The sequence below is a fragment of the Comamonas sp. wu1-DMT genome (assembly GCF_040187805.1).
GTDB classification, from domain to species: domain Bacteria; phylum Pseudomonadota; class Gammaproteobacteria; order Burkholderiales; family Burkholderiaceae_C; genus Comamonas; species Comamonas thiooxydans.
The window spans coordinates 487,546-508,874 of the sequence record NZ_JBANEM010000001.1; the positions used below are offsets into that span (position 1 = coordinate 487,546).

The following is a 21,329-nucleotide window of genomic DNA, read 5'->3' on the forward strand; positions in this document are numbered from 1 at the left end:
GGTGTGCGTCACTTCATCAAGGACTCGATGGCCTAGGGTGTTCAGCTTGCTTGCCGATGCCAGCCTATGCGGACGCAGGTACTGATGCATGAGGCAGCTCGAGCCGATGCCAGAGCCTGAGCATCTCCTGCAGCAGCGCTGGCGCATGGTCTGTGCGATACACCGCGCCCAACGGCGGCAAACCGCCCTCCATACGCACATCCAGCGCACGCACACGCCCCTGGGAACGCAGTCCCGGCAGAATGCTGCGGGGCACCAGTGATACGGCCCCAGGCTGGGTGAGCAGGCCCTCGAGCACGGGCAGGGACACCGTGGAGGCCGGAAACCAGGAGGCATCCTCCAGCACGGGCAGCACCTCGGTCTCCACGATATTGCGCACCGCGATGCCAAAGCTCGGCAGCACCCAGCGTGCGCCCCTCAAGGCAGGCAGCGGCACATCGCGCCGCCCGACCAGCGGATGATCAGCATCCGCAATCACCACGGCGGCATCCAGCAGCAGCGGCTCGAAGGAAAACTCCACCGGCAAAAGCTGGGGCTGGCGACAGAACACCACATCGAGACCGGAGGCCATGAGCTGCGACAGCAAAGGGGCGCTGGCATCCTCATGCACATCCACATAGACCTGCGGGTGTGCCTCGTAAAAGCGTGGCAGCAGCTGTGAGAGCACCGAAAGCGCAGCTGCCGGAATGGCCCCGAGGCGTAACGCTGCCGAAGCCCCGCGACGGATGGAGGCCAGCGATTCGGACACTTCCTGCAATCCCACCAGCATGCCGCGTGCCGCATCGATCAAGGCCTGGCCTGCCACTGTGGGCCGCATGCCGCGTGCATGGCGCTCGAACAGCTTGATATCCAGCACCCGCTCCAGCTCGGCCAGGGCTTGGGTAGCCGCTGACTGGCTCATGCTCAGCTCCACTGCCGCCTGCATGACCGAGCCGCATTGCTGCAAAGCCAGCAAAAGCTGCAACTGACGCAGCCGCACCTGCTTGACCATACGGGAAAAGAGCAAGCGGCCCTCGGGGCTTGCAGCCCCTGCTCCGGCCTGTATCTGAGAAAAAGACGAGTCAGCAGCCATGATTTCAACGGATGTCGATCGCTTCCACAAAGTTCGTTGCAGCATCTCGCCAACGCCGGCACCGAACACAGCCCGTGTTCGAGAGCGAGCCGCTCGCATCGAGCACCGAAGTGAGCATGATTCGGATGGTTTGCACGCATCCGACTATGCATTCACTCCCGCTTGAACGGTCGGAGGAAACGCCGCGACACCGCATTGTCATGCAATTGCCCCGTCTGCGGATGACAGAGCGCCGTACCAGCCGCCCGCGAACCACCCGAGAGCGGTCAATGCATGGGCCTACCTAGTCGCTGGCTCGCCTTTGAAATCGCATAGTTCACAAGGCAGTAAAGCGCCGCCACAACCAGGTACACAGGCACCAGCGAGTGGTAGTTCGCTATCAGCACCTTGGCGTTCTGCATGAGCTCACCATAGGTAACGACATAGCCGAAGGTGGTGTCCTTGACCACAATGACCAGTTGCGCAACCAGTGCCGGAACGATGTAGCGAAGGGCCTGAGGAAAAACGACGAAGAAAAAGACCTGGACTTCGGTCAAACCCAGGCTTCGCGCGGCGTCGGTCTGGCCGCGCGGAACGGCTAGCACGCCCGCGCGGTATACCTCGGCAACCACGGCTGCGGTACTCAGGCCTATGGGCAAGGTCAGCATCCAATAGGTGCTCAGCTTGATCCCGACCGATGGCAGCACCAGAAAGCAAACATAGATGAGCAGCAGCGTCGGCGTGCCGCGCAGGAACTCGATGACAGCAATGCTGGGCCAACGCATCAGCCTCAGCCGCGACAGCCGCCCCAGCAGCAGCACCAGCCCGAGGGCCAGAGCAATGACGGCGGCCATCGCCGACGATGCCAGCGTGCCGAGCAGACCTTTGGCAAGAAAGCTCCAGGTCGTCGGCCAGGCAAAGAATTCCCAATACGGGGCATCGAGCTGCCCTGCCGAATGGAAGCGGAACACGATGGCCACCGCCAGCAAAAGCAGCACGGCTGCGGCGATCACGCTCACCGCGTTGGCGACGGCCCGGGCCTGGGGGCCCGGCGCAGCAAACAGAATGTCCTCCAGAGAGCGGCTCATCGCAGTATCCGCACTTTCTTTTCCAGAGCTGCGCCGGCCCAGGCGATGAGCAGGCCTGTCACCACATACATGGTGGCGGCCACTGCGAACGCGGCAATGCCGAGCGCCGAGTCGTTGGCGATCTTGGATACGAGCGCAGTGAGCTCCCGGCCTGGAAACGGCAACTGCGACGCCAGAGATGTCGACAGCATCAATGCAATCAGCAACGAAGTCATCGGCTGCACCACCGAACGCAGCGCCTGCGGCAAGACCACGGCAGAAACAATCTGCAGCGGCCGCATGCCCAGGCTGAGTGCTGCCTCAATCTGGCTGCCGGGAATGGTGTTGATACCCGAGCGCAGGTAATCCGCCGTGAATGCGGAGCAGACCAGCGTCAGCGTCAGTATCACGCTGGGCTCATAGTCGATCACGATGTTGAGATCGGGTAGCGCGAAAACGATGAAGATCAGCAGCGCTACGCTGGGAATATTGCGGAAGATCTCGACGTAGACGGTCAGAGCCAAGCGCAACGGCGGCAATGGCATAAGCCTAAGCACCGCGACGACCGTACCCAGCATGACCCCGGGCACAAAGGACACCATCGTGAGCTTCCATGTCAGCAAGAGGGCCTGCCAGAAGGCAGGCCCATAATCGGCCAGGAGCCTGGAAACCTCACCCATTGTTCAAGGCAGAGCAGGCGGCGTCGGAACAGTCGTGCTACCGGTACGCTGCCCTATGGAGATAGTCCAAAGTTTGGCCCAGGTACCATCAGCCTCCAGCTTCTTCAGGAAGGCATTGATGAATGCTACGCCGTCCGAGCCCTTGGGCAGTCCAACTCCATAGGGGTCCTGCGCGCCGAATGGCGCACCCGCCAGCCGCGCGTTGCTGGTGCCAAGGCTCAGGGCGTTGAGCAGCAGCGTGTAATCAGTCACGTAGGCATCCACGCGCCCCTGACGCAGTGCATCGAGGGCTTCCTGATGTGTCTGAAACTCTTGCACGACAGCCTTGGGAGCATATTGGGCCAATATCGCAGGCCCCGTGGAGCCCGCTTGCGTGGCCACCTTCTTGCCGCCCAGGTCGTTGTAAGACTGAACCGTCTTGTTGTTCGACTTGACCAGCACGCCGGACTGCGATGTGTAGTAAGGGCCGGCAAACGAGATCTTCTCGGCGCGAGCAGGAGTGATGGAGTAGGTGGCGAAGACCATGTCCACCTGATTATTGATAAGCACCTGCTCGCGCGTGGACGAGGTCACCTGCGTGAACTGGTACTTGGCGGCGTCGCCCAGAATGTAGCGAGTGATGAGCTGGGCCAGACCCAGGTCAAAGCCGCGGATCTTGCCGTCTTTCTCATTGAGCAGCGAGAAAAGATTCGAGGTTTGCGTGCTGCCGAGGCGCAGCGTGCCAGCCTGTTTGATCTTGCTGGCCCAGGTGCTCGATGCGATGGTCGCCGCATCGGCCACAGGCCCTTGCACAACCAGTGCGTCATAGGCCGCTGCATTGATGGGAGTGCCCTGTGCGAAAAGCGACCCACCGGTCACGATCGTCAGTGCCACCACGGTGGATTTCAGAATGGATTTGATCGACATGCGGTCTTCTTGGATGGTCTGCGACGCGAATCAATATAAAGCAGCATTTGTAATGCGCGAGCCGCTCGTCCGAGCGTAGCCACCATTGTGCACACAATACAGCCCTTGTGCCCCAACAGGCCACGACGCCGCCAACAGTCCCAGGCCTTGCCTAGCACTCATTCGAGAGTCTGACCCGGCCGGCGTCCAGCTATGAATCCTGGCAAGCAGTCTGAACTCAAGCTCGATGCAATTTCTGGCGTCCATGCCGGCCAAGCAGCACCTGCCGCGGGCAAGGCAATATTGCAGCCGCTCGATCACACCGCCAAGGCAACCTGCTGATAGAACCTCGACGGCAGCTTTCAAGTCATCAACTTGAGAAGTCGAAACCACCGCTGTCGCCGAGCGTGAGCAAATACACACAACCCCTAAACAGATCCAGCGATATTGAGCGGCATCTCTGTCCCAGGCACTGTCCATGGCAAACATGATCAATGATCGCGAGAAATACAAGGGTTTTTACTAGAAGCCATCCAGCCCCACAGAGAGAGGCGCACCCGAGGTATCGACAAAGCTTATAGCTAACCGCAAATAACATGTACTGCCCAGGCTCCGGAATTTCTATATTTCATTCCCATGACGGCAGAAGTTCGTGAACAGCACTGATGGTGCAGGCACGCATCGGCCGATATCTTTCAGGAGCCCTCCATGCCCATCTCTTCACGCACTCGCGGCTGCACAAATGGCCTCAATCGCAGCGTCGGCCTGCTCTCGCTGGCGATTGCCAGCTCCTTGTGGACCCTGGCTGCGCCGCAGGCGCTGGCTGCTGACGCCTATCCAAGCAAGCCTGTCAAGCTCATCGTGCCTTTTGCCGCCGGCGGCTCCACCGACATCGTGGCCCGCGTGATTGCCGAAGGCATGCGCACCACGCTGGGGCAACCGGTGATCGTGGACAACAAGGGCGGCGCAGGAGGACTGATCGGCAGCGAGGCCATCGCCCAGGCAGCTCCGGACGGCTACAGCATTGGCATGGCTACCGTGAGCACAGCCACCATCAACCCCCTGCTCTACAAACGCGCCAGCAAGATTGAAGGCAAGCTGCTGCCGGTTGCCAATCTGGTGACCATGCCTTCGGTCTATATGGCCCACCCCAAGATGGGCGTGAACAACTTCAAGGACTTTCTCGCCAAGGTCAAGGCCCAGCCCGGCACCTACAGTGCCGGAGTGCCAGGCCTGGGAACGCTGGGACATCTGATGGTTGCCTCGTTCAACGAAACCATGAAGACCCAGATCCAGATCGTGCCCTATCGCGGCAACGGCCCTGCACTCAATGACGCCTTGGCCGGCATGGTTCAGATCATGACCGACCAGTTGCCCTCGGCAATGCCACAGATCAAGGGCGGCAAGCTGCTGCCTGTGGTGGTGGCCTCACATGGCCGCTCACCCGACCTGCCCAATGTGCCGACCTTCAAGGAACTGGGCTACGACGAACTCAACGAACTGGGCATCAGCTGGTTCGGTCTGGTCGTCCCCAGCAACACACCGGCCCCCATCGTGAAGCAGTTGCAGGATGCGGCTGTCAAGGCAGTACACCTGCCCGAGGTGCAAAAGCACCTGAAGAATCTGGGCGCGACGGCGACCGAGGCAGCGCCCTCCCAGTTCCCGGCCCAGATCGCCGCCGAACTCAAGCGCAACAAGGCCCTGCTCGACAAGGCCGGCGTCAAGCCCGAATAAGAGCCCGCCCTGCAGCCGGCACTCGCTGCAGCCGGCCGGTTGCTTCTTCATGCCCTATCTTCTTCACCACAGCTCAAGGACCCTTTTGCCATGCAAGCGATGAGCGCCCTGCAGGATTTTTTTTCAACGCGAGACACCACGCATGACGGCATTGGCCGACCAGATCTGGTCTCTGGCCGAGCTGCGCTATGCCGAGAACGCTTCGGCCCAGCTTCACATCGATGCGCTGCAGCAGGCTGGTTTCCGCATCACGCGCGATGTGGCAGACATCCCCACCGCCTTCATGGCCGAATGGGGCGATGCAGGCCCGGTCATTGCCTTGCTCGGTGAATACGACGCCCTGTCAGGCCTGAACCAGCAAAGCGGTGCTCTGGTTTGCACCCCGTCCACCGACAGCCCTGGTCTGGCCGGCCACGGCTGCGGCCACCATCTACTGGGAACTTCTGCGCACTTTGCCGCTATTGCGCTGCAGCAGCACCTGAAAAGCACCGGCACGAGCGGACGCGTGCGCTATTACGGCTGTCCAGCCGAGGAAGGCGGCTCCGGCAAGACCTTCATGGCCCGCGCCGGCGTGTTCGATGATGTGGATGCAGCACTGACCTGGCACCCAGCCAGCTACACCGGTCTGTTCAGCCAGAGCACGCTGGCCAATATTCAGGCAAAGTTTGTCTTCCATGGCAAGGCATCGCATGCCGCGCACTCGCCCCACCTGGGCCGCAGCGCCTTGGATGCAGTGGAGCTCATGAACGTGGGGGTGAACTATTTGCGCGAGCACATGCCCTCGGACGCCCGCGTGCACTACGCCGTCACCGATAGCGGTGGTCTGTCGCCCAATGTCGTGCAGGCGCGCGCCGAAGTGCTGTATCTGGTGCGGGCAGCACGCAACCACGAAGCCGCCGAACTCTATGAGCGCGTTCAGAACGTGGCGCGTGGCGCCGCACTGATGACGGACTGCAAGCTCGAAATCATCTTCGACAAGGCCTGTTCCAATCTGCTGCAAAACAGCACGCTGAACAGCGTGATGCATGCGCAGATGCAGGCACTGGGACAGTTGCAAGCCAATGCACAGGCGCATGCTGTTGCCGGCCAGTTCCAGGCCACGCTGGACAAAAACGATGTCGATGCCGTCAGCCGCCCTTTGGCCAGCGTGCTGCGCGGCAAGGTGCCGGCCATTTTTGAAGGTCTGACGCCCTACGACCCGAACGCCAAAGACATCATGTTCGGCTCCACCGACGTGGCCGATGTGAGCTGGATCACGCCCACGGTTCAGGCCTGGGTGGCCTGCTATGCTTTTGGCACACCGCTGCACTCCTGGCAGATGGTGTCGCAGGGGCAGTCCGGCCTGGCTCACACCGGCATGGTGCACGCCGCAAAAATTCTGACCGCCACCGCTGTGGAACTGTTCGCCCAGCCCGAGTTGCTGGAACGCGCCAAGGAAGAACTAGTGCAACGCCGTGAGGGCAAGCCCTATGTCTGCCCTATTCCAGAAGAGGTAGCCCTGCCCTTTTTGCGAAAGTAAGTTGGCAACGCCTCCCTCCTCTGAAAGGAATTTCGGCAACCTCAAAGCAAAAGCCCCTGAAAACGCTCGCCAGGATTGAGGATTCGCCATGCTTGCTCTGCCTCAAAGCGGCTGCGGTCAAAGCTTGATGCAGCACAAGCCCCCGGCCAGGCCGAGCGGCCATAGTGAGACATGCCGCAAGACTGCGGAAACTCAACAGGGAGGCACCATGAAGCTGATGATCGATCTCTTTTCAACCGACTACGGACTGATGAGCCTGGCCGTGATTTTGCTGATCATCGTCATGGCCGCTTTCTTTACCCGCCTCTTTCTTGGCAAGATGAAGAACGTTGCCAGCGCCCCATTGGAGTAAATCCAAACTTCATAGCACGCTGCGCATGTACTGCCTTGGGTTGCTGGCGATATGGTGCGGTTCGAGTGCAAAAAAGGCCGGAGCTTTCACTCCGGCCTTTTTCTTGACCGCATCGCCCAGCGTGCTCAGTAATGCGGCGGCAACTCGTCGCGCAGATTGCGCACCATCGCGCCCCCGCCTTCTGGCGCTTGGCGCTTGAGTTCCCTCACCTCGTTGATCAACAGATCGATCTGCTGCTGCTGGCGGTAGATCGTCATATTGAGTTGCTCAAGCAAATCCTCGGTGTAGCTGGCCTTGATCTCCAGCTCCATGATTCGCTCTTGCAAGGCTTCGTGACTGTCGCTCATGACTTCAGCGCCTTGGCAAGACGAGCAATGCCTGCGCGAATCTTGTCCTCGTCAGCCGTGGCAAACGAGAGGCGGAAGGTCGCCGTATCGGGGTTCTGTGCATAGAACGGAGCGCCCGGTACAAAGGCCACGCCCTCTTCAATAGCCTTCTTGGCCAGCACGGCCGCATCCGCCAATTGGCCACGCGCGCCCGTCAGACGCACCCACATGAACAGGCCGCCGGCAGGCTGCACGAACTCGACGGCATCGCCCAGTTGCTCGCGCAGCGCATCGCCCATGGTCTCGGCACGCTTGGCATAGACCTCGCGCACATGGGCCAGGGTCTTGGGCATGGCGCCGGACTTCAGATACTGGGCTGCAGTGGCCTGGGCAAAGGTGCTGGTATGGGCATCGCTGAACTGCTTGCACATCACGGCGCGAGCAAGCAATTCGGGATGTGCAATCAGCCAGCCGATACGCAGACCGGGGCTGAGCACCTTGGACAATGAACCGCAGTGAGCCAGCCACTCTCGGCTGCCAGGAACTTCGCGCGTCAGCGACAGCAGGCTGGCAGGAGGCGCTTCATTGAAGTACAGATCGCCGTAGGGGTCGTCTTCCACCACCAGAGTCTGGTACTTGACGGCCAGCTCCAGCACCTTTTTGCGGCGTTCCAGGCTCAGCATGGCACCACTGGGATTGCCGAAGGTCGGGATCAGATAGACCAGCTTGGGCTTGTGCTCGGCAATCAGCTTTTCCAGTTCGTCGGTCTTCACACCATGCTCGTCCACAGGGGCGGAGATCACCTCTGCGCCATAGAGGCGGAAACACTGAATCGTGGCCAGGAAAGTGGGGCCTTCGACGATGACCTTGTCACCCTCTCCCACCATGGTCTTGCCCAGCAAGTCCAGTGCCTGCTGGCTGCCGGTGGTGACGATGAGTTGATCGGGCGCCACATCGGGCACGCCCTTGCCAGCCATAAAGGACGACAGTTGCTCGCGCAGCGGCTGGTAACCCTCTGTCGCACCGTACTGCAATGCGGCTCCCGCCTCCTGCTGCAGGGCTGCCGCGGAGGCAGCGCTGATGCCCGCTACGTCAAACATGGCACTGTCCGGAAAGCCGCCCGCAAAGCTGATGATGCCTGGCTTGCCCAGCAGCTTGAAGAGTTCGCGGATCGCAGAGGTTTCTACGTTATCGAGTCGTTTGGCAAATTGCATACGTTTTCTTGGTTAAAGCGCTACGGGAATCTCGTCGCTGCTTGAGCGGCAGATGCCCATTGTGGCGTGCGAATCGCCCCAGAGACAGGAAGTGGCTTTTATGTAGGCGCTATTCCATGCTGCAAGTAATCAAACTCCTACCAAACTACAAAAGTTGATAGCAATTGTTAATTGCGCATAACTTCGTGTCTCAAACTTTGAATTGGACAGCGCCAAGGCTCTGACAAGAACATACGCCTACCGATCAACGGACCGCGTATTTGACGGATTTTTTCACTTGTTTTTGGGATGGAGGATTTATGCGTACTACTACTTTTACCGGCAAGGCACTGTCTGTTGCCATTGACGGCAAAACCCCGTTGAGCCTACGCAGCCTGTGTGCCGTAGCCTTGGTTGCCAGTCTGGCTGCCTGTGGCTCTAGCGGCTCTCTGCGCAGCGACCTCGGACCCGACGGCACCGGCGGTGGAGATGTTGTTGCCGGAGGCGGCACTGGTGGTGGCACCGGCGGCGGCACTGGTGGCGGTACCGGAGGTGGAACTGGCGGTGGAACAGGTGGAGGCACAGGCGGCGGTACTGGTGGTGGCAACACCGGTGGCGGTGATGGCGGCACGGGCAACCCGCCTGTGGCAAGCACTCCGCTCACGCCGGTGCGCGACACCGTGGCGGATGTCACTGGAACGCTTTCCGGAACAAGCGGCGTCATCAGCGACGTCAACAACATCGTGACCTCCACTCTGGGCACGGCCACCAACGGCACGCCTCTGAGCGGTGTGGCCCAGCCGGCCGGCGGCATTCTTGGCAATGTGAACAATGCCGTCAACAGCGTGGGTAGCGGCGTCAGCGCAGGCCTGGGCCAGATCGGCAAGACGGCCGACCCCATCGGCACCACCTTGCAAGGCGTGGCTCCTGCTGTCGGCTATCTGGGCGCTGCGGTCACTTCGGCAGGCAAGACGGTCAGTGCGCTGGACACTCCTCAGCTTGGCGTGGTCGGCGATGTGGCGGGCCTGGCGGGCGGCACGGTGCAAATCCTGGGCACCACCGTTTCCGGCGTCGAGGGCACGGTGGCAAAGCTGACCGGCAACCCGCTGGTCTCGGGTCTTACGACTCAGGTCAGCCAGGTCGCCACACCGGTATTGAGCACCGTACTCGGTACCACCCAGAATCTGGTTCAGACCACTGGCCTGGGCCAGCCGGTTAACAGCTTGCTGGGTACCGTGGGCGGAGTCGTCAATCATGTGGGAGCTTCCGTCACCAGCACCGGAGTTCCCGTTGTTGCTCCGCTCGGCGGTGTGGTCTCGGGCGTCGGCCAGACCGTGGCCGGCCTGGGCGGCGTGGTGACTGGCCCCGGCACACCTAGCGGCGGCCTGCTCGGTGGCGTGCTCGGCAATGTCACGGGCGGCGCAGGCGGCTCCGCTGGTGGAGCTGGCAATATAGTCGGCGGCGTGCTGGGCGGCGTCACGGGCCTGGTCGGTGGCGTGACCGGTGGAGCAAGCGGTGGCGGCAATGCCGGTAGCCCTGTCGCAGGAACAGGCAATCTGGTCGGAGGCGTGTTGGGCGGCGTCACAGGGCTTGTCGGCGGTGTCACGGGATCGGCAGGCGCTCCAGCAGGAGGCAGCGGCAGTGCCGGCACTGCGGTGACAGGCCTGGTCGGCAACACCGTTGGCGCAGTCACAGGCCTTGTGGGCGGTGTACTTGGCGGCGTGACCAATGTCGCTGCAGGCGCAGGAGCAGCAGGTGGTGCAAGCACCTCGGGCGGCCTGCTGGGTGGACTGCTGGGCGGCAATCTGGCGCTCGGCCTGGGCGGTGGAGCGGTAGCCACCAGCAAATAAGGCGAACGGCGGTGGTCTGTGCACCGCTTGAGCCTGGCCCGCCTGCAGGCGGGCTTTTTTACGACAACCCCATACCCAGTTCTGGGGATGTAGGGAACAATGAGAGTCATAAAAATAGAATAGGAGGGACTTTTGCAGTCAAAAGCAAAACCACAGGGCCGCATCGGCCCCAGGATTCAGGTGTTGGCACTTGCGGCCTGGGCTCCTCTGGCCTGGTCACAGCAGGGCGGCAATCCGCTCAACAGCCTGCCCCAAACGCCCGAATCGGCAAGGAATCTGCAACAGCAGCCCAGGCAGGTTCCGGTGCAGATAGACAAGCCCCAGCCAAGTCTTCAGGACCTCATCAACCTCCGGGTCGCAGTACGTGGCGTCAATGTGCAGGGAAGCACGGCGATTCCTTTCGAAGAAGTTAGCGCACTTTTCACACCCTTCATCAATGGCACGCATACGGTGGGCGAGCTCAATGCCGCGACCCAGAAGGTCAGCGAGCTGTATCAACGCCATGGCTACGCCCTGTCTTTTGCCTACCTTCCTCCGCAGGACTTTGCCAATGGCGCGGTGCAGGTCATCGTGGTCGAAGGCTATGTGCAGAGCTTGAATCTGGAGGGAAATTTCGGTCGCTCCGAGGACCAGATACGCGAAATTGCCCAGCCGCTGCTCAATGAGAGGCCTTTGACCACCAAAACCTTTCAGCACCAGACCCAGCTGATGGCACGCCTTCCAGGAGTGCAGATCACCGCGTCGGCCAATCTGCCGACCACCACCGATGGTGCAGTGCCCCTGGTCATCAAATCCAAGCACAAGCCCATTGCAGTCACCGTCGGGGGCGAGGCGCGCAAGCCAACGCCGCGCATCATTGCCTCCCTCACCCTGAACGACCCTCTGTGGTCAGGCAGCCAGCTTCAGGCTTCGGCGATGTTGCAAAACCCCGACAAGGAGCGTTTCGGCAGCATCGGTTTCACTCAGCAGCTAACGCCCGAGGGCACGCAGGCACGTGTCAGCTATTCCGACTACCGCAGCTTCAACCCGCCGGCAACGCGCATTCCCGGCATTGATGACCTGACACAGCAACGCAAGCTGGACTTCAATATCAGCCACCCATGGATCTTGAGCAATACCACCCAGCTCAGCACCACGGCGGGTCTGTATGCCATCAATTACAGCCGTGAACTGGCCGATAGCCAGGCCTCCCTGCTGCGCGAGGAAAAGGTTCGCACGCTCTATGCGCAAATGGCCTGGGCGTCCTTTGGCAAGACCACCACCCGTTCGGCGTCGGTCCTGCTGGCCCACGGCCTGGACAGCCTGGGGGCCTACAAGAATCTGGACCTCTACTATCGGCAGGGCTTGCTGCAAAAGCTTGAAAACCCTGCCAAGCTGGACTTCACGCGCATCACCGCCGACTATGCACAGCGCCATCGCTTCGCGAACAAGATGGGCGCCGCTTTTGCCGTGGGCGGGCAATACAGTGCCGACATTCTTCCCATCCCGGAGAAAATCTCCTTTGGCTCTAACCGCTTCGGCCGCGGCTATCAGGCTGGCGAGTTCTCGGGCGACTCCGGCATGGGTGCCAGTGCCGAACTCAACTACCAGTTCCTCATCAACCAGGCCTGGATCAAGTCGGCTGAGCCCTATCTGCTTTACGAATGGGCACGCACGCATCAGCAGACCAGCGGAGTCAAAGGCAATACGCTGCGCTCTGCCAGCCTGGGGCTGCGCCTGTCCGACAGCCGCCACTATGCACTGGACCTTGCCATGAGCAAGCCGCTGGGCGATCGCTCTGTCAACAATCCCGATAGGGAACTGCGCTACAGCCTTGTATTGAGCTACAACCTGGATCCCTGACTTGCTGCGATTCCGCCCGCCGAGCCGCTGTGTAACGCAGCGGCTTTTTCTTTGTTCCGCCCCCTGAACGACAAGCCACAATATCGCCCATGAAGAAAAACGATATAGCGCCGTTTTTTGCTGCGCTCAAGGCCGCCAACCCCACGCCACAAACCGAGCTGGAATACACCACGGTGTTCGAGTTACTGACCGCCGTGCTGCTGTCTGCCCAGGCCACCGACGTAGGGGTGAACAAGGCCACGCGCAAGCTTTTTCCTGTTGCCAACACTCCGCAGGCCATTCTGGATCTGGGGCTTGAGGGGCTGGAGAGCTACATCAAGACCATAGGCCTGTACCGCAGCAAGGCCAAGCATCTGATGGAGACCTGCCGCATGCTGGTTCAGCTGCATGGAGGCACAGTACCCAGAACCCGCGAAGAGCTGGAAGCCCTTCCCGGCGTAGGCCGCAAGACCGCCAATGTGGTGCTCAACGTGGCTTTCGGTCAGCCTACCATGGCCGTGGACACGCACATCTTCCGCGTCAGCAACCGCACGGGGCTGGCACCCGGCAAGAATCCGCTGGAAGTCGAAAAGCAGTTGCTCAAGCGCGTACCCGACGAATACGCGGTGGACTCCCATCACTGGCTGATCCTGCTGGGCCGCTATGTCTGCCAGGCGCGCAAGCCCCGCTGCTGGGAATGCGTGGCTTCAAAATACTGCGATTTCACACCCAAAACCCCGGCACCGGCAGCTGGAAAAAAGAGCTGAAAACGCCTCAAACGAATATCCACAAAGCGCTTGCAGCTATATTTTTTCAAGTTCCTCAGCTCTTGCCGCTGACGCCGGCCGATTCAAAACTGGCCATTTCGTTGAGCATGGTGCAGGCCGAGCGCAGCAGCGGCCAGACCAGCGCCGCGCCAGAACCCTCGCCCAGGCGCAATTGCCAGTCCAGCATGGGCTGGGCCTGGAGGTGAGCCAACATACGAGCATGACCCGGCTCACCCGATCGGTGCGCATACACGCAGCGCTGCAGCACATGGGGTTGAAGACGGCTGGCCACCAGCACGGCGGCCGTGGTGATGAAGCCATCCACCACGATCAGGCGGCGTTCTGCAGCGGCCTGCAGCACGGCTCCCGTCATGGTCGCAATCTCCAGTCCGCCCATAGCTGCCAGCACGGCCAGGGGATCTTGCACGTCGACATGCAGATCCAGCACCTGACGGAGCACGGCGATCTTGCGCGCCAGACCTTCGCTGCTCAGGCCCGTGCCCACCCCGGTCACCTCCTCTATCGGCTCGCCGCACAGACGCGCCAGCAGCAATGAAGCGCTGGATGTATTGCCTATGCCCATCTCGCCCAGCAACAGCGCATTGCCCGGCAGTTTCTTGACCAGTTCCCCGCCATTGCGAAGCGCCATCGCACATTGCGCTTCGGTCATGGCCGGACCCTGGCTGCAGTCCGCCGTGCCATAGGCCACCTTGCGCCGCCACAGGCGTGGCTCATGGGCCTTGGGAAGCTTGTGCGCAGGATCCTGCTCGCGCACCTCAAAGTCGCGGGCCACGCCGCAGTCCACGACATTCAGATCAATTCCGTTCTGCAGAGACAGCACGCTTACGGCCGCGCCGCCAGCGAGGAAGTTTTCCACCATCTGCCAAGTCACATCGACCGGATAGGCCGACACACCCTGAGCAGCCAGTCCATGATCCGCAGCGAACACCACCATCTGCGGTGCATACAGATTGGGAGTCTCGCAACCCACGATGCCGGCAATGCGCAAGGCCAGTTGTTCCAGCACGCCCAGCGATCCCTGGGGCTTGGTCTTGAAATCCAGGCGATGCTGGACGCGGGCTTGCAGCGCCGCGTCATGGATGTCCTGCACCTGCGGACAGGACCAGATGGTGGACGGTAGGAATTCGGAAAAAGAAGCGGAACTCATGCGTGCAGTCATTCCCGGTGCATCAGGCCTGAGTGCCATCCACCACCGGGATGCGGAAGGCACGTTTTTGGGATCCTGCAAGTATCGCGCTTTCATCGGCGCCGCAACGCCAAGTTCAACGATTGCTCAGAAGCTGCATGAAAAAAGGCCCCTAAGGGCCTTGGCGGAAGACGCGGCAAAGCCTCAGCGAATGACTTCCTCAACCGTGATTTCGCGCAGAATGCCTCCGTCCTTGACCGAGCCGCTGACCGCGCCATCCTTGACACGCGCCATACAGGCCTGCTGGTCGATTTCGGTCTTGAACACACCGCAACGGGCGTAGGCATTGCGCTCGTACTGGCTGATGCCCTGGCCGTCGTCGGGCTTGCCCTTCTTGGCTTCGGCACTTGCCGCCATCGCCTCGCGTGAAGACGAATTGCTCTCGCGCATGGGACGCTGGCCCTTGTGATGATGGCGATGGTGGTGCTTTTTCATCGCGGGCTTGGCCGCATCCATCGCAGCTGCTTCAGCCGCCGGCTTGGCTGCATCCACCTGTGCGCTGGCCATGCCTGCCAGCGACAAAACCGCCGCACCCAAAGCTAGTTGAAGAGTCTGAACCTTGAAAAAAGCCATACGCAACTCCATTCCAAAAAGTGAATAGCTCGGTCAGCTTGCACGCACTCTCAGGCAGGGTTTATCGGTTCAGCGGCTATGAGTCCGCAGGATCAATCCTACAAATCAGCGAGTAAGCGGGAGCGCAGTCGGCTCAAACCATTGCCCCACGCCCTGCGCCAACCGCGCAAACACCTGCTCCAGGCTGGGTGCATCGTGGCCGAACAGCGCATGGATCACCTCGGCGTTTTCAAACAGGCCGTGCAGATAGGTACCGATGACAGCGCTGTTGCCTCCCTGCCATAGCATGCCGGGCAACAGTTCCTGAGCCGGTCGCACACTGGCCATCTGCATGTCGGCACGTAGTTGGGTCTGGCCGTGGTGGATCTCGTAGCCACGTGCCGGCACGCCACTCAGGGCATTCCATGGGGCTTGCAACGCAGGCAGTTGCAGGGTCGTGGGTTGCACAGTCTTGTCCTGCGCAAACAGGGTCGCCAGCGGCAGCAGACCCAGGCCTGCGGCATTGCCGTCCACTCCATGCAGATCGATCAGCGCCTCGCCCAACATCTGCAGACCGCCGCAAATACCCAGCACCCGCTTGCCGAGTCCGGCATGAGCGACGACGGCTGCATCCAGCCCCTGTGCACGCATCCAGGCCAGGTCGGCAGCCGTGGCCTTGCTGCCCGGCAGAATGACCCAGTCCGCCTCGGCGAGTTGCGCGGGAGAGCGAGCCCAGATCACGCGCACGCCTGGCACTTGCAACAGGGGCTGAAATTCGTCGAGATTGCTGATGCGCGGATAGGCGATGATGGCAATCGTGGTGTGAACGGCCCGCCCGGCTCCCGTGCTGCCGCGATCATCGAACACGCCGTCCTCCTCGGGCAGACCATGCTGGAACTGCATGGGAATGCAAGCCACCGTGGGCACACCCGTCTTCTCTTCCAGCATCTGGGGCGCCGGTGCCAGCAGTGCTGCATCACCCCGGAACTTGTTGAGCACAAAGCCCTTGATGAGCTTTTGCTCATCCTTAGGCAGCAGTGCCCAGGTGCCGTAGAGATGGGCAAAGGCTCCGCCTCGGTCTATGTCCGAGACCAGCAGGCAGTGTGCGTTGCAATGTTTGGCCACACGCATATTGACCACATCGCTGGCATGCAGATTGATTTCGGCCGGCGAGCCCGCGCCTTCGATCACCACCACATCGTTTTCGGCACGCAGCTCGTCCAGCGCCTGCGCGATCTGCGGCCAGACCTTGAGGCTGCGACCTCGCCAGGGCATGGCGCTCAGCTCCTCATTGACCTGTCCGAACAGCACGACCTGGCTGCGCGTGTCAGCCTCGGGCTTGAGCAGCAGCGGGTTCATCCGTACATCGGGAACCGCACCCGCGGCCTGCGCCTGCAGATACTGGGCCGTGCCGATCTCGCCCCAGCGGCCCTCAGGCGTGGCCACAACACGCGCGTTGTTGCTCATGTTCTGCGCCTTGAACGGCGCAACCTTCAGGCCCTGGCTGCGGTAGTAGGCGCACAGCGCCGTGGCCACCCAGCTTTTGCCCGCGCCACTGCTGGTGCCCAGCACCATGATGCAACGTGCTGTCATGTCTTAAGTCTCGGTTGGGATCGGCAGCACCACGCGCTGCAGGATTCTGGCCAGCGCCTCGCCGGGATGGGTGCACATGCCCATATGCGAGGGCGAGGTCTGGATGATGCTGCTGCGCTTGGCCGTGAGCCAGTGGTAGCGCGCCCGTATGGGCAGCTGCGCGATCGGCCCGCCATCGATCCTGCCTTCGCAGATGGCCACGATGGAGCCCAGGTGACGGTGCACGGCCTCCAGATCCACATTCGGATCCAGCGCCAGCAGACGCTGTTCGTCAAGGGCCACGGCAGCCTGCAGATGACCGGTGCGCTGGCAGGAGAGGATCACACCCGCGTTCACAAATTCCTCACGCTCCACGCGCGGCACTACCCGCACGATGGCGTAGTCGTAGACCTCATGCGCGTGCATCGATCACTCCTTGCAACCAGCGGCCACGCTCGGCAAGCCGGGCCACGAAATAATTCACATAGGCCGCGCGATGGGCCTGCACATTCCTGAGCACATCGCCCTCTTTGTCGGCAGCGGCCTGCTCCAGAAAGCAGTCGGGCACCTCGTCCACGATGCTCTTGAGCACTTCGGGCCCAAGCTTGGCGGCCAGCTGCGCATCCAGCTGCGCCAGTTGGCTGGCCTGCGGCAGCAGCACATGCTCGGCACTGGGCGCAAAAGGCTTGGCCGGATCGGCGACGACTCCGTTCCAGGCATGGTGAAAGGTCAGACTCGCGCCATGATCGATCAGCCAGGGCTGCTTCTGGTACATCAGCATATTGGTGTTGCGCGCCGTGCGGTCCACATTGCTGACCAGGGTGTCGAACCACACGAGGCGCGATGCAAAGTCGTCGTCCACCACGTCCACCGCCGGGTCAAAGTTGATGGAGCCCGGCAGATAGTCCAGCCCCACGTTCAGCCCGTCGCTGGCGCGAATCAGGTCCTGAATCTCGGGGTCGGATTCGGTGCGGGACAGGTCGCCGTTCAAGTGCAGCAGCACGATTTCGGGCACCGGCAGGCCCAGCGCACGTGCCACGCCGCCAGAGATGATCTCGGCCATCAGCGCGCGCACGCCCTGCCCAGCGCCCCGGAACTTGAGCACATAGGTGCCCAGATCGTCAGTCTCGACAATTGCCGGCATGGAGCCGCCTTCGCGCAGCGGCGTGACATAGCGCTCCACCAGCACCGAGCGCAGCTTCAAGGTTTCAGTGTCCATGAGAAATGGTAGCGCCTTGCGCCCATCAGGTCTGATCGGCAAGGTCATTGGATGCTTTTCCAGGCCTGCTCCAGAGCGGCCTGCGACACGGGCGGCAGCACGCCCAGCCGCACATGGCCGCTCAGGCCAAAGCTTGCGCAGTCGCGCAGTTTGATGCCCTGGGCACGCAGGCCGGCAAGAGGCGCGGCCAGCTCTGCAGGCGGCAGACCTGCGACAAAGTAATTGCCCTGATGACCGGGAACGACCTGCCAGCCCAGCCTCTCGCACAGCGCCAGCTGCTGCGCCTTCCAGCGGCGCAAGGTCATGAGGCTGTGGGCCAGCCACTGCTGCACCTCGTCCGTCACCCAGGCCTGCAGCATGGCCACGCCATGCGAGCCCACCACCCAGGATGCCGCCAGCGCATTCAGCGCCTGCAGCTCTGCCGCTGCGGCCTGCATGGGCGCAATCGCATAGGCAGCGCGCACACCCGTCATTCCCAGGGCCTTGTTCGGCGTCCACAGCTGCCAGACCGTGTCGAGATCGCGCTCGGGCGGCTCGCCTTCCAGCCATAGCGGACGGTAGGCGCAATCCAGCACGCGCCATTCCTTCTGCGCCGGCGGCTGCTGCCAGGCAGGCCAGATGTCTTCCATCGCCCCCAGCGGGCTTGAAGGCTCGCAGGCCCAGCTGAGCACCGGCGCCACGGCCGCTTCTGTGCGGCGGCACAGCGCCAGCCGCCACACCCGCGCAGCCTGCAGATAGTCGCCATAGTGATGCTGGGGAAACTGCACGCTTTTGGCACCGCTGCGCACAGCGTGCAACGTGAGGCGATGAATCAGCTCGCTGCTGCTGCCGCCGATCAGGATGCGCTCGACCGCCACGCCATGAAAAGCCGCCAGCTGCGCGCGCAATGCCCCGTATTGCGGATCGGGGTATTGCGCTACATGGGCGGCCTGCAACGCCTTCACGGCCATGGGACAAGGCCCGCAGGCATTGCGATTGGTCGAAAAATCATGCGCCGGAACGCCCAGCGCATCAGTACCGCCATGCATGGCTGCCGCATTCACATCAAACATTGGCAAGCAGCCTTCCTCTCCACAAAAACATCAAAATCATAGCAATCAATGCAAGCAGCACATGCAACTTAATCACTTTTGATGCCAATTTTACAGACAGCTTCAGATCAGCCGCCTGCGGTGCCCGTCCCTGCGGGTTGAGTCGATAGACGCCGGGCTTGGAAAGCTGAACCCCTATCGCCTGCGCCATGGCGCCCATGGGCCAGCCGCCATTGGGCGACGGTGTCACGGCTGCATCGCGCCTCAAACCGGTCCAGGACAGGCCGCCGGCCAGCAGCGCCAGCCACATTGCGGTGATGCGCGCCGGAATCCAGTTCAGCACATCGTCGGCGCGGGCCGCCCATTTGCCTGCCCATTGCCAGTGGCGGCGGCGCTCGCCCTGGCCTCGCCAGCCGGGGTAGCCCCACATGGCATCGGCCGTATTGGCAAAACGATAGACGGCCGCCCCGGGCAAGCCGGCCACGGCAAACCAGAACAGCGGAGCAATCACGGAGTCGCTGAGGTTCTCGGCCAGCGTCTCGATGGCGCTTTCGCGTACGGTGGCCGCGTCCAGCTGTGTCGTGTCGCGACTCACCAGCCAGCTCAGGCGCTCCCGCCCTGCGGGCAGCGATTGCTGCAGTGCGGCCTCCACGGCCTGCACCTCATCTTTGAGCATGCGCCAGGACAACAGCGGCTTGAACAACACCCCCATCACCAGACCCCAGAGCCACCAGGGCGCAAAACCCAGCATGAACTGGGCCAGGCCATAAACCATGAAAAACAGAGCTGCCAGCGCACACCAGACAATTGCTGCCAGGCAAAAACGCAGATAGTCGCGCGGCACTTCAACACGCGGTGCAAGCGCTTGCCCCGACCAGCCCAGCAATTTGCCCATCAGCACCACGGGGTGCAGCCACACCGGCGGCTCGCCCCAAAGCCGGTCCAGCAGCAAGGCAACCAGCAAGGCCAGCAAGCCGGCCTGCACATTGGCAGCCCAGTTGGACGCCGCCAGATCACTGGCGGTAAATGTCTGATAGAGCCATGCCAGCGGACTGAGAGAAAGACCGATCAGCTCAGTCCAGCCAAAACTCGTCATGTGTCTGTTTTGCTCTTCGCGGCGCACGGCCCGCTGCCCGGCTTGCCCTTGGTCGCCGCGGCCATCACACGCGAGTCGTCCCAGACATCGTCCATCAGCATGTCTTCCAGAGGCGCACGGCAGGCCCATTTTTCCTGCTGCAGCATGGGCTCGGCATAGTAGGCATCGACTGGGCCCAGGCAGAGCACGCCCAGCGGGTGGGCACCTTCAGGCATCTGCAACAGCCTTGCCAGCGCCAGCGGATCGAAAATCGAGACCCAGCCCATGCCCAGACCTTCGGCACGCACTGCCAGCCAGAGGTTCTGGATGGCACAAGCGCTGCTGGCGATATCCATTTCGGGCAGGGTGCGGCGGCCGAAGATATGGGCCTCGCGTCCCGGCGGCATGGCGACAACCAGCACCTCGGCCGCATCGAGCACACCCTGAACCTTGAGCTTCATGAAGTCTTCTTCACGTTCGCCCAGAGCATGGGCAGTGCGCACGCGCTCCTCCTCGATCAGGCCGTGGATCTGCAAGCGCAATTCGGCACTCTTGACCCGAATAAAGCGCCAGGGCTGCATGAACCCCACGCTGGGCGCGTGATGCGCGGCGCGCAACAGGCGCAGCAAGACCTCGTCGGGGACCTTACCGCCCGCAAAATGACGCATGTCGCGGCGCTCATAGATGGCGCGGTAGACGGCAGCCCGCTCGGCCTCGGTGAAAGGCGTTGCGGCAATCGTCGCGAAAGAGCTGGTCTTGGATTCGGTCATGGAACTATTGTCGCGCCACAGACATGGCAAAAGCCATCAGTCTTCGATACCTCTTTGAGCGGGAATACCCGCCTGGAAAGCATGTTTGATCAGCGTCATCTCGGTCACGGTGTCGGCGATGTCGATGATTTCCTGCGGGCAGCGGCGGCCTGTCAGGCAGACATGCACATCCTTGGGGCGTGCCTTGAGCGTGTCCAGCACCTCCTGCAGCGGCAGCCAGCCATAGATCAGCGGATAGGTGATCTCGTCGAGCACGACCAGAAACAGCTCGCCCGAGAGAATATCGGCCTTGGCCTTTTCCCAGCCGTCACGCGCCAGTTGGGCGGAGTGATCGAGGTCCTTGCTCTTCCAGCTGAAGCCGTCGCCAAGCCCTTCGATGGGCAGACCGACCTGCTCGGCCAGGCGGTGCTCGCCAAAGCGGGCCGTAGGCACCTTCATGAACTGATAGACCTTGACGGCCTTGCCCCGGCCCGTGGCGCGAAAGGCCAGACCAAAGGCGGCCGTACTCTTGCCCTTGCCATTGCCGGTGTTGACGATGATCAGGCCGCGGCGCTCGCCCTCGGGCTTTTCGTAAGGCTTCTCGGTGGGAGGATTTTCAATATTCATAGCTACTCTCGCTTGTCTATCAAGGGCTAAAGGGCAAAAAATCAAGAATTGC

Annotated in this window: 20 protein-coding genes and 1 pseudogene; 6 read left to right on the forward strand and 15 right to left on the reverse strand. The window is 61.8% G+C overall.

Features of this window, described 5'->3' with window-relative positions; translation table 11 throughout:
• Nucleotides 1–64 precede the first annotated feature (64 nt).
• The 4 genes from V8Z78_RS02255 to V8Z78_RS02270 all read right to left on the reverse strand — a co-directional run bounded on the left by V8Z78_RS02255 (nucleotide 65) and on the right by V8Z78_RS02270 (nucleotide 3,704).
• Nucleotides 65–1,072, reverse strand: coding sequence for a LysR family transcriptional regulator (locus V8Z78_RS02255; RefSeq protein WP_003063000.1), 1,008 nt, complete (start codon nucleotides 1,070–1,072; stop codon nucleotides 65–67).
• A gap of 266 nt (nucleotides 1,073–1,338) precedes the next feature.
• The gene (locus V8Z78_RS02260; RefSeq protein ID WP_003063002.1) at nucleotides 1,339–2,139 is read right to left on the reverse strand and encodes an amino acid ABC transporter permease; all 801 of its coding nucleotides are present in this window, start codon (nucleotides 2,137–2,139) and stop codon (nucleotides 1,339–1,341) included.
• A complete protein-coding gene (locus tag V8Z78_RS02265) occupies nucleotides 2,136–2,798 on the reverse strand; it encodes an amino acid ABC transporter permease (protein WP_349730821.1) in 663 nt (220 codons plus the stop codon). The genes V8Z78_RS02260 and V8Z78_RS02265 overlap by 4 nt, the downstream gene beginning before the upstream one ends.
• A gap of 3 nt (nucleotides 2,799–2,801) precedes the next feature.
• Nucleotides 2,802–3,704: a glutamate ABC transporter substrate-binding protein gene (locus tag V8Z78_RS02270; RefSeq protein WP_003063006.1), complete on the reverse strand. Its 903-nt coding sequence runs from the start codon at nucleotides 3,702–3,704 to the stop codon at nucleotides 2,802–2,804.
• Between the two features lie 687 nt (nucleotides 3,705–4,391).
• On the opposite strand from V8Z78_RS02270, the gene V8Z78_RS02275 reads away from it, so the two are divergent.
• From V8Z78_RS02275 to V8Z78_RS02285, 3 genes and pseudogenes are all read left to right on the forward strand, one after another.
• Nucleotides 4,392–5,417: a tripartite tricarboxylate transporter substrate binding protein BugE gene (locus V8Z78_RS02275; RefSeq protein WP_003063010.1), complete on the forward strand. Its 1,026-nt coding sequence runs from the start codon at nucleotides 4,392–4,394 to the stop codon at nucleotides 5,415–5,417.
• A gap of 90 nt (nucleotides 5,418–5,507) precedes the next feature.
• Nucleotides 5,508–6,936 (forward strand): annotated as a pseudogene (locus tag V8Z78_RS02280) (M20 family metallopeptidase).
• A gap of 208 nt (nucleotides 6,937–7,144) precedes the next feature.
• Nucleotides 7,145–7,288, forward strand: a complete 144-nt coding sequence (locus tag V8Z78_RS02285) for a DUF3149 domain-containing protein (RefSeq protein WP_349730822.1) — start codon at nucleotides 7,145–7,147, stop codon at nucleotides 7,286–7,288.
• Between the two features lie 125 nt (nucleotides 7,289–7,413).
• Here V8Z78_RS02285 and V8Z78_RS02290 read toward each other — a convergent pair whose 3' ends face one another.
• Both V8Z78_RS02290 and V8Z78_RS02295 read right to left on the reverse strand, forming a co-directional pair.
• The gene (locus tag V8Z78_RS02290; RefSeq protein WP_003063015.1) at nucleotides 7,414–7,635 is read right to left on the reverse strand and encodes a SlyX family protein; all 222 of its coding nucleotides are present in this window, start codon (nucleotides 7,633–7,635) and stop codon (nucleotides 7,414–7,416) included.
• A complete protein-coding gene (locus V8Z78_RS02295; protein ID WP_003063017.1) occupies nucleotides 7,632–8,828 on the reverse strand; it encodes an aminotransferase-like domain-containing protein in 1,197 nt (398 codons plus the stop codon). The genes V8Z78_RS02290 and V8Z78_RS02295 overlap by 4 nt, the downstream gene beginning before the upstream one ends.
• 299 nt (nucleotides 8,829–9,127) lie before the next feature.
• Between V8Z78_RS02295 and V8Z78_RS02300 the strand changes: the two genes are divergently transcribed.
• The 3 genes from V8Z78_RS02300 to nth all read left to right on the forward strand — a co-directional run bounded on the left by V8Z78_RS02300 (nucleotide 9,128) and on the right by nth (nucleotide 13,245).
• A complete protein-coding gene (locus V8Z78_RS02300) occupies nucleotides 9,128–10,657 on the forward strand; it encodes a collagen-like triple helix repeat-containing protein (protein ID WP_349730823.1) in 1,530 nt (509 codons plus the stop codon).
• Between the two features lie 132 nt (nucleotides 10,658–10,789).
• Entirely contained in the window at nucleotides 10,790–12,499 is a 1,710-nt protein-coding gene (locus V8Z78_RS02305; protein ID WP_349730824.1) for a ShlB/FhaC/HecB family hemolysin secretion/activation protein, read from the forward strand.
• Nucleotides 12,500–12,588: 89 nt separating this feature from the next.
• Nucleotides 12,589–13,245, forward strand: a complete 657-nt coding sequence (nth, locus tag V8Z78_RS02310; protein WP_012837964.1) for an endonuclease III — start codon at nucleotides 12,589–12,591, stop codon at nucleotides 13,243–13,245.
• 55 nt (nucleotides 13,246–13,300) lie between these two features.
• Here the strand turns inward: nth and cobT are convergent, their stop codons facing one another.
• The 9 genes from cobT to cobO all read right to left on the reverse strand — a co-directional run bounded on the left by cobT (nucleotide 13,301) and on the right by cobO (nucleotide 21,277).
• A complete protein-coding gene (cobT, locus tag V8Z78_RS02315) occupies nucleotides 13,301–14,413 on the reverse strand; it encodes a nicotinate-nucleotide--dimethylbenzimidazole phosphoribosyltransferase (protein ID WP_279087012.1) in 1,113 nt (370 codons plus the stop codon).
• Nucleotides 14,414–14,596: 183 nt separating this feature from the next.
• Complete coding sequence (locus V8Z78_RS02320; protein ID WP_349730825.1) at nucleotides 14,597–15,025, reverse strand: hypothetical protein; 429 nt, start codon at nucleotides 15,023–15,025, stop codon at nucleotides 14,597–14,599.
• Between the two features lie 105 nt (nucleotides 15,026–15,130).
• Complete coding sequence (locus V8Z78_RS02325; RefSeq protein WP_314352867.1) at nucleotides 15,131–16,597, reverse strand: cobyric acid synthase; 1,467 nt, start codon at nucleotides 16,595–16,597, stop codon at nucleotides 15,131–15,133.
• A 3-nt stretch (nucleotides 16,598–16,600) separates the two neighbouring features.
• Nucleotides 16,601–17,002, reverse strand: a complete 402-nt coding sequence (locus V8Z78_RS02330; protein ID WP_279087015.1) for a DUF3037 domain-containing protein — start codon at nucleotides 17,000–17,002, stop codon at nucleotides 16,601–16,603.
• Nucleotides 16,989–17,774: a HipA family kinase gene (locus V8Z78_RS02335; protein ID WP_314352907.1), complete on the reverse strand. Its 786-nt coding sequence runs from the start codon at nucleotides 17,772–17,774 to the stop codon at nucleotides 16,989–16,991. Before V8Z78_RS02335 ends, V8Z78_RS02330 begins: the two co-directional genes overlap by 14 nt.
• Nucleotides 17,775–17,839: 65 nt before the next feature.
• Nucleotides 17,840–18,847 (reverse strand): aminotransferase class I/II-fold pyridoxal phosphate-dependent enzyme, encoded by a 1,008-nt coding sequence (locus tag V8Z78_RS02340; RefSeq protein WP_314352906.1) that lies wholly within the window; start codon nucleotides 18,845–18,847, stop codon nucleotides 17,840–17,842.
• Nucleotides 18,840–19,922, reverse strand: coding sequence for an adenosylcobinamide-phosphate synthase CbiB (cbiB, locus tag V8Z78_RS02345; RefSeq protein WP_003063036.1), 1,083 nt, complete (start codon nucleotides 19,920–19,922; stop codon nucleotides 18,840–18,842). Before cbiB ends, V8Z78_RS02340 begins: the two co-directional genes overlap by 8 nt.
• A complete protein-coding gene (bluB, locus tag V8Z78_RS02350) occupies nucleotides 19,919–20,671 on the reverse strand; it encodes a 5,6-dimethylbenzimidazole synthase (protein WP_349730826.1) in 753 nt (250 codons plus the stop codon). The genes cbiB and bluB overlap by 4 nt, the downstream gene beginning before the upstream one ends.
• Nucleotides 20,672–20,707: 36 nt before the next feature.
• Nucleotides 20,708–21,277 (reverse strand): cob(I)yrinic acid a,c-diamide adenosyltransferase, encoded by a 570-nt coding sequence (gene cobO / locus V8Z78_RS02355; RefSeq protein WP_003063040.1) that lies wholly within the window; start codon nucleotides 21,275–21,277, stop codon nucleotides 20,708–20,710.
• Nucleotides 21,278–21,329: the final 52 nt, after the last annotated feature.

Bases quoted from the DNA above. Each gene is read 5' to 3' on its own strand.
- V8Z78_RS02275 (WP_003063010.1), top strand. From the start codon at position 4,392: ATGCCCATCTCTTCACGCACTCGCGGCTGCACAAATGGCCTCAATCGC.
- V8Z78_RS02260 (WP_003063002.1), bottom strand. From the start codon at position 2,139: ATGAGCCGCTCTCTGGAGGACATTCTGTTTGCTGCGCCGGGCCCCCAG.
- nth (WP_012837964.1), top strand. From the start codon at position 12,589: ATGAAGAAAAACGATATAGCGCCGTTTTTTGCTGCGCTCAAGGCCGCC.
- bluB (WP_349730826.1), bottom strand. From the start codon at position 20,671: ATGACCGAATCCAAGACCAGCTCTTTCGCGACGATTGCCGCAACGCCT.
- V8Z78_RS02285 (WP_349730822.1), top strand. From the start codon at position 7,145: ATGAAGCTGATGATCGATCTCTTTTCAACCGACTACGGACTGATGAGC.
- V8Z78_RS02320 (WP_349730825.1), bottom strand. From the start codon at position 15,025: ATGGCTTTTTTCAAGGTTCAGACTCTTCAACTAGCTTTGGGTGCGGCG.
- cobT (WP_279087012.1), bottom strand. From the start codon at position 14,413: ATGAGTTCCGCTTCTTTTTCCGAATTCCTACCGTCCACCATCTGGTCC.
- V8Z78_RS02255 (WP_003063000.1), bottom strand. From the start codon at position 1,072: ATGGCTGCTGACTCGTCTTTTTCTCAGATACAGGCCGGAGCAGGGGCT.
- V8Z78_RS02295 (WP_003063017.1), bottom strand. From the start codon at position 8,828: ATGCAATTTGCCAAACGACTCGATAACGTAGAAACCTCTGCGATCCGC.
- V8Z78_RS02325 (WP_314352867.1), bottom strand. From the start codon at position 16,597: ATGACAGCACGTTGCATCATGGTGCTGGGCACCAGCAGTGGCGCGGGC.
- V8Z78_RS02265 (WP_349730821.1), bottom strand. From the start codon at position 2,798: ATGGGTGAGGTTTCCAGGCTCCTGGCCGATTATGGGCCTGCCTTCTGG.
- cobO (WP_003063040.1), bottom strand. From the start codon at position 21,277: ATGAATATTGAAAATCCTCCCACCGAGAAGCCTTACGAAAAGCCCGAG.
- V8Z78_RS02330 (WP_279087015.1), bottom strand. From the start codon at position 17,002: ATGCACGCGCATGAGGTCTACGACTACGCCATCGTGCGGGTAGTGCCG.
- V8Z78_RS02270 (WP_003063006.1), bottom strand. From the start codon at position 3,704: ATGTCGATCAAATCCATTCTGAAATCCACCGTGGTGGCACTGACGATC.
- cbiB (WP_003063036.1), bottom strand. From the start codon at position 19,922: ATGACGAGTTTTGGCTGGACTGAGCTGATCGGTCTTTCTCTCAGTCCG.
- V8Z78_RS02290 (WP_003063015.1), bottom strand. From the start codon at position 7,635: ATGAGCGACAGTCACGAAGCCTTGCAAGAGCGAATCATGGAGCTGGAG.
- V8Z78_RS02300 (WP_349730823.1), top strand. From the start codon at position 9,128: ATGCGTACTACTACTTTTACCGGCAAGGCACTGTCTGTTGCCATTGAC.
- V8Z78_RS02340 (WP_314352906.1), bottom strand. From the start codon at position 18,847: ATGTTTGATGTGAATGCGGCAGCCATGCATGGCGGTACTGATGCGCTG.